Annotated in this window: 12 protein-coding genes and 2 pseudogenes; 8 read left to right on the top strand and 6 right to left on the bottom strand. The window is 54.6% G+C overall.

Annotation, left to right across the window (positions count from 1 at the left end; genetic code table 11):
• From ACR3EG_RS03600 to ACR3EG_RS03585, 4 genes and pseudogenes are all read left to right on the top strand, one after another.
• Positions 1–193: pseudogene (locus ACR3EG_RS03600) on the top strand (AfsA-related hotdog domain-containing protein); the annotation flags it as partial.
• 59 nt (positions 194–252) lie between these two features.
• A complete protein-coding gene (locus ACR3EG_RS03595; protein ID WP_480482981.1) occupies positions 253–822 on the top strand; it encodes a hypothetical protein in 570 nt (189 codons plus the stop codon).
• A 303-nt stretch (positions 823–1,125) separates the two neighbouring features.
• Positions 1,126–1,356, top strand: coding sequence for a tautomerase family protein (locus ACR3EG_RS03590; protein WP_480482979.1), 231 nt, complete (start codon positions 1,126–1,128; stop codon positions 1,354–1,356).
• Positions 1,353–2,036: an HAD family hydrolase gene (locus ACR3EG_RS03585; protein ID WP_480482915.1), complete on the top strand. Its 684-nt coding sequence runs from the start codon at positions 1,353–1,355 to the stop codon at positions 2,034–2,036. The genes ACR3EG_RS03590 and ACR3EG_RS03585 overlap by 4 nt, the downstream gene beginning before the upstream one ends.
• Before the next feature lie 118 nt (positions 2,037–2,154).
• Here ACR3EG_RS03585 and ACR3EG_RS03580 read toward each other — a convergent pair whose 3' ends face one another.
• Positions 2,155–2,745, bottom strand: a complete 591-nt coding sequence (locus ACR3EG_RS03580) for a recombinase family protein (RefSeq protein ID WP_480482977.1) — start codon at positions 2,743–2,745, stop codon at positions 2,155–2,157.
• Positions 2,746–2,998: 253 nt separating this feature from the next.
• Between ACR3EG_RS03580 and ACR3EG_RS03575 the strand changes: the two are divergent.
• Both ACR3EG_RS03575 and ACR3EG_RS03570 read left to right on the top strand, forming a co-directional pair.
• Positions 2,999–3,169 (top strand): annotated as a pseudogene (locus ACR3EG_RS03575) (carboxymuconolactone decarboxylase family protein); the annotation flags it as partial.
• A 43-nt stretch (positions 3,170–3,212) separates the two neighbouring features.
• Positions 3,213–3,419: a carboxymuconolactone decarboxylase family protein gene (locus ACR3EG_RS03570; RefSeq protein ID WP_480482985.1), complete on the top strand. Its 207-nt coding sequence runs from the start codon at positions 3,213–3,215 to the stop codon at positions 3,417–3,419.
• A gap of 199 nt (positions 3,420–3,618) precedes the next feature.
• Here the strand turns inward: ACR3EG_RS03570 and ACR3EG_RS03565 are convergent, their stop codons facing one another.
• Both ACR3EG_RS03565 and ACR3EG_RS03560 read right to left on the bottom strand, forming a co-directional pair.
• The gene (locus ACR3EG_RS03565; protein WP_480482909.1) at positions 3,619–4,059 is read right to left on the bottom strand and encodes a GFA family protein; all 441 of its coding nucleotides are present in this window, start codon (positions 4,057–4,059) and stop codon (positions 3,619–3,621) included.
• Between the two features lie 54 nt (positions 4,060–4,113).
• Complete coding sequence (locus tag ACR3EG_RS03560; RefSeq protein ID WP_480482908.1) at positions 4,114–4,737, bottom strand: LysE family translocator; 624 nt, start codon at positions 4,735–4,737, stop codon at positions 4,114–4,116.
• Positions 4,738–5,196: 459 nt separating this feature from the next.
• Here ACR3EG_RS03560 and ACR3EG_RS03555 point away from each other — a divergent pair, with 459 nt between their 5' ends.
• Positions 5,197–5,871, top strand: a complete 675-nt coding sequence (locus ACR3EG_RS03555; RefSeq protein WP_480482975.1) for an EamA family transporter — start codon at positions 5,197–5,199, stop codon at positions 5,869–5,871.
• 68 nt (positions 5,872–5,939) lie between these two features.
• Positions 5,940–6,476: a recombinase family protein gene (locus ACR3EG_RS03550; RefSeq protein WP_480482973.1), complete on the top strand. Its 537-nt coding sequence runs from the start codon at positions 5,940–5,942 to the stop codon at positions 6,474–6,476.
• Positions 6,477–6,499: 23 nt separating this feature from the next.
• On the opposite strand, the gene ACR3EG_RS03545 is transcribed toward ACR3EG_RS03550, so the two are convergent.
• The 3 genes from ACR3EG_RS03545 to ACR3EG_RS03535 all read right to left on the bottom strand — a co-directional run bounded on the left by ACR3EG_RS03545 (position 6,500) and on the right by ACR3EG_RS03535 (position 9,012).
• Complete coding sequence (locus ACR3EG_RS03545; protein ID WP_480482971.1) at positions 6,500–7,195, bottom strand: hypothetical protein; 696 nt, start codon at positions 7,193–7,195, stop codon at positions 6,500–6,502.
• Positions 7,196–7,594: 399 nt separating this feature from the next.
• On the bottom strand, positions 7,595–7,789 hold the full coding sequence (locus tag ACR3EG_RS03540; protein ID WP_480482902.1) for a hypothetical protein: 195 nt from the start codon (positions 7,787–7,789) through the stop codon (positions 7,595–7,597).
• A gap of 14 nt (positions 7,790–7,803) precedes the next feature.
• A complete protein-coding gene (locus tag ACR3EG_RS03535; RefSeq protein ID WP_480482969.1) occupies positions 7,804–9,012 on the bottom strand; it encodes an XRE family transcriptional regulator in 1,209 nt (402 codons plus the stop codon).
• Positions 9,013–9,016: the final 4 nt, after the last annotated feature.

Here is a 9,016-nt window from a genome sequence, read left to right as displayed (position 1 = left end):
GAACGAACGGCGCCACAAATATCAGGTCGAAATGGACTTTATCCAAGGCGGTGAGCCACGCACGCGCGTTGGCTATGCCTTCACCGTCTATTCGCATCAGGTCATCTCGGAAAAAGAAGCCACACTGGCGCTCGACGCCGCAAAATGTGCGCTCGCAAGTACAAACTCTGAAGCTTCTGCCCGCGCTGCCTAAACCGACCATTTGCTCGGCGCACCTTTCGGGTGCGCCGGGCGTAACCAGGCCGAACTGATATGAAACAAACAACCTACGACCTGTCAGTGACGACACAGGGGCCCCTTTATCCTCCGAGTGAGATTATGGACGAAGATGGCAATTTCATTGTTATTGGCGCGATAAACCATTCTATTGATGACCGTGTCGAAACGAATTGGACGGGCGCTATCGTCTCGCCCGAAAGTACGGTGCCAGATTTCGGTGAAAAGGCGCCGTACAAGATCCTGGAGCTTTTTTCGCCCGACATTCCGTTGCCGCAGCACCTTGCCGACAAAGTGCTTCATACATTGCCGTTGCCGTTGCCTTGTAACAACTACCCAATGGTGTTCGCGCCTCAGCAATATCCTGATGCGAACAGCGATGTGCGGCCAAGCTATCCGTTTCACGAAGCACCCATCCCAGACCTTCGTCCTGAACATGGCCGGCAGCTCCAACGCCCGGTGAAACTACACGACTGGATTCAAGCTCAAGGAAAGCTCGCATTACACTCGAAGATGAAGCACGCATTGCACGCTTTACCTTCGAGTTCGCCAATTGCTGCCGCGAGCACTCTATACGATTATGACACTGCGAGAGCACGATCTTGATCCCGCGGCCTCTACACGACCCGGGCCACTGGGTGTACCAAATGTGTTCGTGACCGACAGCTCTGGGGCGGCACTTTTGAAGCCGCTCTGCCCGATCCTTTTCCTGGGCCGGACCGCCCTGATGGAAACCGCGTTATCAACGTGGTCGTGCTTTGGATGAGCAGCCAAATGAGCCATGGCGGCGCGATTGGCCGCTATGGTTTGGGTGGCGACATCCATGCGCAGCTCAAATTCCCAAAACCAATGTTTCAAGATCTCCAGACGCGGGCCTAGTCCCGTATTTCCGATCAGAAAGGACAATTCATGCCAGTCGTTCAGATCTCGACTTTCAAGATGGAAGACCAACAAAAAGCTACAGTGCTTCTTCAAGAGGTAACAGCAGCCATGCACCGCGTGACCGGTATACCGCTGGACAAGATCAGCGTCTTCACTGAGGTCGAGCCCACCTGTTGGGCAGATGCCGGAGTGGTAGGTTCGCATCCCGATTTCCCAACTCTGAGTCGTAGGAAGGCCTATGAGGAGGACGGAAAGTGAACAAATTCGCCTTTTTTGATGTCGACGACACCTTGATCTCGGTGAAAAGCATGTTCGATTTCTACCAGTTCTGGACTGTGGATTGGCGGGGCGATCCTGCGAGCCTGCGGGAGTTCGAGACTGATTTTGCCCGAATGCGTAGCATTGACGCGACGCGCGAAGTTCTTAACCGGGAGTACTATCGTTACTTTGCCGCCATTCGACCAGAAGAGCTTGGCGAAGCAGCGACCGCCTGGGCATCTGCTTGGCTCGCCGTCCCGGAACGTTTCTTTATGGTAGAGTCTGTGGCAGAACTCCGAAATCTCAAGGCACAAGGCGTCGAACCGGTTTTTGTATCTGGATCATTTAGAGCCTTGCTTAATCCAATTGCAAATCACCTTGGTGTTGACTGGATTCTCGCGACCAAAATGGAATTGGGAGCAAACGGTTGCTTTACAGGCGAAATCGGAACGCCCCAGACAATTGGAATGGGCAAAGCAAAAGCAATCCGAACTTTTCTCAACGAACAAGGTGTTGACCCAGCAGACTGCAAGGCATTTGGCGATGACATATCAGACTTGCCAATGCTAAATTCCGTTGGCACTCCGGTTGTTGTCGGATCGAACGCAGAACTTGTTGCGCATGCTGCTACCAATCAGTGGCGAATACTTCAGGCTTCGCCTGCCCAATATGTAGTCTAACCGTGCAATCGGACGGTCGAGGGATGGTCCAAACCATTTCCTTCCGGGGCATTGAATGGAAGCAGACATTGGCGCAGCTGCAGCGAAATGGTGCTTTGTCCGCGTCATTTCAGTTCGATCATGGCGCAACGAAGGTCAGGTCTGGTGCCGTTTCAGTGTTCTGTAGACGGTCAGTCGAGACAGAAAACACTTCGGCCAGATCGCTGATGGAATATTCCCCGGTTCCATGCATGCGGCAGAGTTCTTTCTGCTGCTTGTCACTTAGCTTTGGTTGTTTCCCGCGCAATTTTCCCTTTGCTCGGGCGATGGCCATGCCTTCACGGGTCCGCATCCGGATCAGGTCGGCCTCGAACTCTGCGAAAGTGGCGAGGATGTTGAAGAACATCTTTCCCATTGGATCGGTTGGATCATAGACGGATGCACCGAGGGCCAGCTTGACGCCTTTGTCTTGAAGCTGATCCGCGATGGCACGGGCATCGGGGACAGATCGGGCCAACCGGTCAAGCTTTGGAACAACAAGAGTGTCACCTTCCCGCACAGCGGCGATGGCTTGATCCAACCCTGGCCGCGCCCGGTTCGTGCCGGTCAGCCCATGGTCTGTGTAGATGCGATCTGGGGCGACCCCCAAATCTTCGAGCGTCTGTTTCTGCGCTTTCAGGTCTTGGCTGTCGGTGGAGCAGCGGGCGTATCCGATAAGTGTAGCGTTCATGGTCGAACTGTACGAATAAGGCCCCTTCAGTGCAATTTATATCGTACCATTTTATGAGACACGCTTTGAGCCAGTTTTGTTGAAGGGTTGCCACGGCGAGAAATTGTCCGCTGATCGATCCCCTTACGGACACCAGATTGAAAGGCCGCTCTCAGCTCGACCCGGTCGGAACAAGCCTGACTGGTCAGTCTCAATCAAAGATGACATGCTGCAAGGAACAAATTGGAGTAGAGAATGATTGAACGGCTCGACTATGTGTCAATCAACGGTCCCGCCATCGCGAGCATGGCGAAAGCAAAGAAGATATGCCGTCTATAGACGGCAAGCTAAGGCAATCATTGAGCTTCGAATATCACAGATCAACGGCTGCGCATATTGTGTCGACTTGCATACCAGTGAGGCGCGGCGAGCTGGTGAGACACAGCAACGACTTGATTGCCTGACAGTTTGGCGGGAAGTGACGTTCTTTGACGACGCTGAGAAGCGGCGCTCGCTTGGGCGGAGGCGGTTACAAGGTGGCGGAGAATGGAGCGCCGAAAGCTCTCTACGATGCGCTATCAGACCATTTCTCTGAACAACAAATTGTCGATCTGACGCTTATTATTGCCCAGATGAATGCTTGGAACCGTTTGGCAATCAGCTTTGGGCATTTACCAGAGCCAAGAACAGAGTGAATGTCGGCATTGTCCCGCACATCAGACCTAAATTAGTCACCATTTTCAGTCGGTCGTTTTTGCCGCCCTGCTCCACCCCACGACAAATCAAACGCATAACCCGGTCAAAAACCCCCGGCGAAATAGAATGGGTTTTGGCAGGTTTTTGGCCTGGAATTCAGGTAAGCCGTCATCATCTTCTAGCGACCAAGGTAGTCAATCACTCGCCACCTGCCAGCCAAGAGCGATCCGGAGGCACTGTATCAAAGACTTGAGCGTTCTTGGGAAAGATGAACCAGGGTTGTGCGCTTCGTGCAAAAACATGGTGGGTAGGTTGCAGCCAGCTCGTATCATCAAGCGTGCCAGGCTTCAGGCTCAGATGATTGGGTGCCTTGCTGGCATGATGGTGAATGCGTGTACCGCATTCAGGACAAAATGAGTTTGTGAAAACCTGCCCGCTTTCCGCTGTCCTCTGGAAGGACTTCAGTTTCCCGTCCGAGATCGTAAAATCTTCTAAATGAACACGCATGGCCAAGCCAAAAGCACTACCGGATTGCGTTTGGCAAATTGTGCAATGGCAGGCATAGATCACAACTGGATCACCTGATATCACATATCGAACCGCGCCACATTCGCAACCGCCTTCGTGGTGTTTATGCATTCATTTCTCTCCTGGAATTCGGGCCAATAGGGTTTGGGAAATAAGTGCCCCAGCTCAGTTCGACGGTATGGCGCGATAACCTTTGACCACCATTCCAACCCCGACCTCGAACAAGCCAAGCCCACTCAGAACCTCGACATTCAGCCAACGGGATGTTGCCTTGCGTACCGCGTGCATCGCCAGAAACGCGTAACCAAGAATGGACGCCGCATCGAGGACCAGAAAAATAACCCCGTAGACTACGCTCTGAAGCAGGATGTTGTGATCGGGCGAGATAAAGCTCGGGAACAGCGCCACGAAGAACACGATGGCCTTCGGGTTGGTCACACAAGCAAAGAAACCGGCCCAGAAGGTGACGCGGTGGTTGGTGGCCGCTGGCGCTTTGACTGGATGGCGAGAGACCCTGAAGGACTGGATGCTCATGTAGATGATGAAGGCACCGCCCGCAATTTGCAGGAATGGCAGAACTGTTTCAGAGATCGCGATCAGGGTTGCCAGCCCCCAGACCGCGACGCTGATGTGAACCACGGTTCCCAAAGCATCGCCAGCCACAGTGATCGCAGCCGCCTTTGTCCCATGGCGCACAGCCTGAGCCGAGGCGAACGCCACAGATGGCCCCGGCACAGCGACGAATAGCAGTGTCGTGGTTACAAATGCGGCAAACAGAAACGGGTCCATATCATCCCTTTCAAAAAACGATCGGCTTCAAAGGAGTACAGGCTTCACGCTATTCGGCGTGCGCTAGGTGCGCAAGGTGGGCCTTTACAGCCTGACCTTCGATGGTAGGGTGCTTTTGCCCATCCATGTGCGGCTAGGGTTCCGCTGATCTATCAGGTCTGGACCGAGCGCCGTTATGAGCCCGTGCACGGGCGGACACCTTAAAGACGAGAAAGCTAGATGGACGGGCGTGCTTACGCACGTCTGCTTGAAACTTGTCTTTGAGGTAAAATACATGTCCATCCTTGGCTTCGCGCTCGTCCTGACAGCCGCATTCTGTCACGCAACCTGGAACTTCTTCGTCAAACGCATCAATGCCGGTCCGGAACTTGTCTGGCTTTTCTCAGCTCTGTCGGTGGTGATCTACCTGCCGCTGGCCGTCTGGATCGGGCGGGCATCCCGTTATTTGACGCCACGCAAATGCTCTTCATCGCGGGCAGCGCGGCCCTGCATCTGGGCTATTTCCTGCTGTTGCAGATCGGCTATCGCAAGGGCGACCTGTCGTTGGTCTATCCAACCGCGCGCGCCACTGGGCCGTTGCTATCCACCTGTTTTGCGCTGCTGTTTCTGGGTGAGCAGATCACGCCGCAGATTGCCACAGGCGGAGCCGTCATCATCTTCGGCGTTCTGATGCTGACAGGCGGGTTTCGCCGATCTGGGGGCAGTGCCTTGCTGTCACTCGGTTTCGGGTTGATGGCCGGACTGTTCATCGGAAGCTACACCGCATGGGATGCCTATGCAGTCTCAGCGCTGATGATCCCGCCGCTGCTGCTGGATTACGTGTCCAGCGTGGGCAGAACGGTTCTGCTAGCGCCGCTTGCCTTGCGCCGTCGCGCATTAGTCTGGGCCATATGGCAACAGCACAAGTTGGGCGTGCTGGTCATCGCGGTATTTAATCCACTTGCCTATATTCTGGTCCTCATAGCGCTGACCTTCACCCCGGTCGTCTTCGTCGCTCCGATCCGCGAGCTGAGCGTTCTGCTGACGGTATTGATGGGAAGCCTGTTGCTTGGCGAAGGCCAGTTGAAACACCGCCTGACCTGGGCAAGCGTCATTCTGGCTGGTGTCGTGGTTCTTGCTTTGGCTGGGCAATAATCACGGCTGATTTTAGCGACTATCTGTGCGATCTGGACAAAACCCTACGTTTCTGACCAGATCGCTGCATGATTATCGGATACGCGCGCGTCAGCACGGAAGACCAGAATCTTGACGTACAGACGGACGCCTTGACGGCGGCCGGGGCCGAGAGGTTGTTCTCTGACAAGATCAGCGGATCAAAACGAGAGCGGCCTGAACTGAACAAGATGCTGGACCAGCTCCGCGATGGTGATGTTGTGATTGTCACCAAGTACGACCGCCTGGCGCGATCCCTGAAAGACCTGCTGGAGATTGTTGAGACGATCCGTGAGCATGGTGCCGGCTTTCGATCCCTGGCCGAGGATATTGACACGACGACGCCGGCCGGCCGGCTCGTCTTCCATGTTTTCGCATCCATCGCCCAGTTTGAGCGGGAGCGGATTTCCGAGCGCACGAGGGAGGGGCTTGCATCAGCTCGTAAACGTGGCCGGATCGGGGTAGGCCCCGCCCTGACAACAGCGCAGAAAGACGAAGTACGCCGGATGCGTGATGACGAACAACGCGCCGTCGCGGAGATCGCGAGACTGTTCAAGGTCAGCGAACGGACAGTGCGTCGGGTGTAATCGAGGTTTTATCTGTCACGTCGCTATTCCAGTTCAGGGAACAAGTGACTCATCCCGCCCATGCGACCGGTGGTTCCAGCGTGACGACTTGGGAATAGATGTGACAGCCTATAGCCGTGTGCCGCACCTGGTTTCCCGTCCTTCCGTTCATAGCTTTCAACCGTAATCAGACCGTTGATGTTCAGAATCCCAAGTGCTCGCTTGATCCGGCCGAGGTGAACGCCAGCGTAGGCATTGATCTGATCATAGGTAATCCGGGTCACGTTCGCAGATGCGTCCCGCCTGGCTGCAAGCGTGAGGTAAATTTTCAGGGCATCCAGCTCTGCGGCCTTACGAAGATGGAAATCTTCAAACATCGGGATTGCGCCATCACGATCATAGAGGGGCTTCGCAGGTAGTGCCGCCCAGACATGGCCTTCACCGTAATTGGTGAGCCGGTAGGTGCTACGTCCGTCTGGTTCCCGGACTACCAGGTTCCGAGCCGCCAATACATCGAGAGCATCTGAAACCTTGGTCCGGCTTATGCCGGTGGCTGTGGTCAACTCGTCATAGGTGGTGCGGGCCAAGCCTTCATTGAGATCGGCGCGATGCGCAACCGCGATCAAAACCATGAGTGCAGCAGTTTCAGATGCACCAACACCAGCACGCCATTTGAATGCAGCCAATCCACCATCTTCTAGCCAGGCGGAAGGGAGCTTCACCCATTTCCGCATATTCATTCGCTGCGTTCCTTTGTGATGGCACGCAGGACCACATGGAGGGCCAGACCCGCGACTCCTACAGCCGCAAGGCCGAGGAGCAACGCAAGGATAGTTGGCGGCGCATCGAGGAGCGAGGAGAGGAAGTTTTCAGACGGCATATCGGAGATCCTTTTGGAAATTTTCGGTCGATCATGCCGAAAAAATGCGCTGTTGGACCAATCATATCTAGATACACTTCAAGTAACTACGGGCAGATTTCTATATGTATACCCTTATTTATCAGTATATTACATCTACCCTATATGATCTTTGTAAGACCCCATTTCAGTCCATGAAGTACATCTCATGGACTGAAATGACTGAATCTGTGATGTCCTAGCCCGGTTTTCGCTACCTCACTTGATGGAGAAAGTCTGCTCACGCAGCGTAGAAATTATCCTCATCGAGCGGGCATTCATCCCGCAACATGACAGCGCCCCGCTTCACCGAGTTATCTTCTGTCCCAAATACTTCCACCGAGTGGCGACAGCGGGTGCAGGTGATGACCAGCCCTGGCACTGTCCCGTAGTCGCCGTCCAAATCCTCTTCTGAAATGTCGATGGGTACACGCATGACCTGGCTTTCTGTTACGACGATTCACGCCGAGAAAACTGGATGACCGATCCCCCTGCAAGAGAGTTGGTTTCGCGCGAAGCATCGGATTTCAAGGTCAGAGACACCACATCACCGGTCTTCTTGCTAAACCAGCCAGACGGAAGATTGACCAGGTTCTCGATGTCACCGGGGTGCATGGTGAACTCGACGGACAACAAATCTTCTTTGGTACGCGTGCCGGAATCTACGATCAGGCACAAAGCATCACGCAGCACACGCGGCTTTGGCACCGCCCATTCCTTGTCCATTGGTTCCTGCCGGTTCCAGCCTTTGGCGGAATAGGTTTTATAGAGCTGCGTTGCGTGGTCCTGAGGGATGATTTCCAGATCGACGAGTCGCTTGATTTGGGCCTTTACAGATACCCGCCAGCGTTCTTTCAATGACAGCAACCCGGCCAGTGAATAATTTGGAACCTCGGAGACATAGGTGGTCTGAGGCATCAAAAATGCGCTGGCGAACCGGAAAGCCTGGCGCTCGATCTCCTTCAGATCGTCGCGCAACGCTTCGGTGCTGACGTTCCTATGCAAAACAGCATGGCCCAGTTCATGCGCCGCATCCATCTGGCGACGGGGCAAATTCATCTTGTCTGAAGACAGCAATATGTGAGGCCGGTCTTCCGATTTCGACCAACTGCATACTCCGTCCAGCTTTGAGGTGCCCATTTCGATAGAGCCGACAACACAACCGATCTTTTCCAGCACGGCAACAACATTGGTGCAGGGGCCTTCCCCCAACTGCCAATGGGCACGCAGCTCACCCGCGATGTCTTCAATATCCTCATCCCGGAGCTGGCTGTAGCTGGCTCCGTCCAAAACGTCAGGGATATCGAGTTCCGGAAAATCCACATAGTGCTGCAAGACATCGCTGATCTCATGCAACCAGTTCACCTGGGATGCCTGATATTCGCGGTCGCGTTTCAGTGTGCTGACCAGCTTGCGGTAAAACATCGGGCGCGGGCTATCGAATACAGGGCGCAAAAAGAACTCGCGCCGAACGCGCAAAGCCTTAGCAAGCTCTGCCAGGGCATCCGCTTCGGGGGCTTGTTTGCCGGTTTCCCAACGCGATACCGAGCTGGGGCTTACGCCCAACATGCGGGCCAATTCTTTCATACTTTGAACGCGCCGAGCTGCGCGGGCCTCAACGAGGCGTTCCGGCACGAAGCCGGGTGTTCCCACACGCATTGTT

This window comes from Ruegeria sp. AM7 (assembly GCF_056535965.1).
The sequence above is the reverse complement of the archived record's forward strand: the minus strand, read 5'-3'. Positions and strand labels throughout refer to the sequence as shown.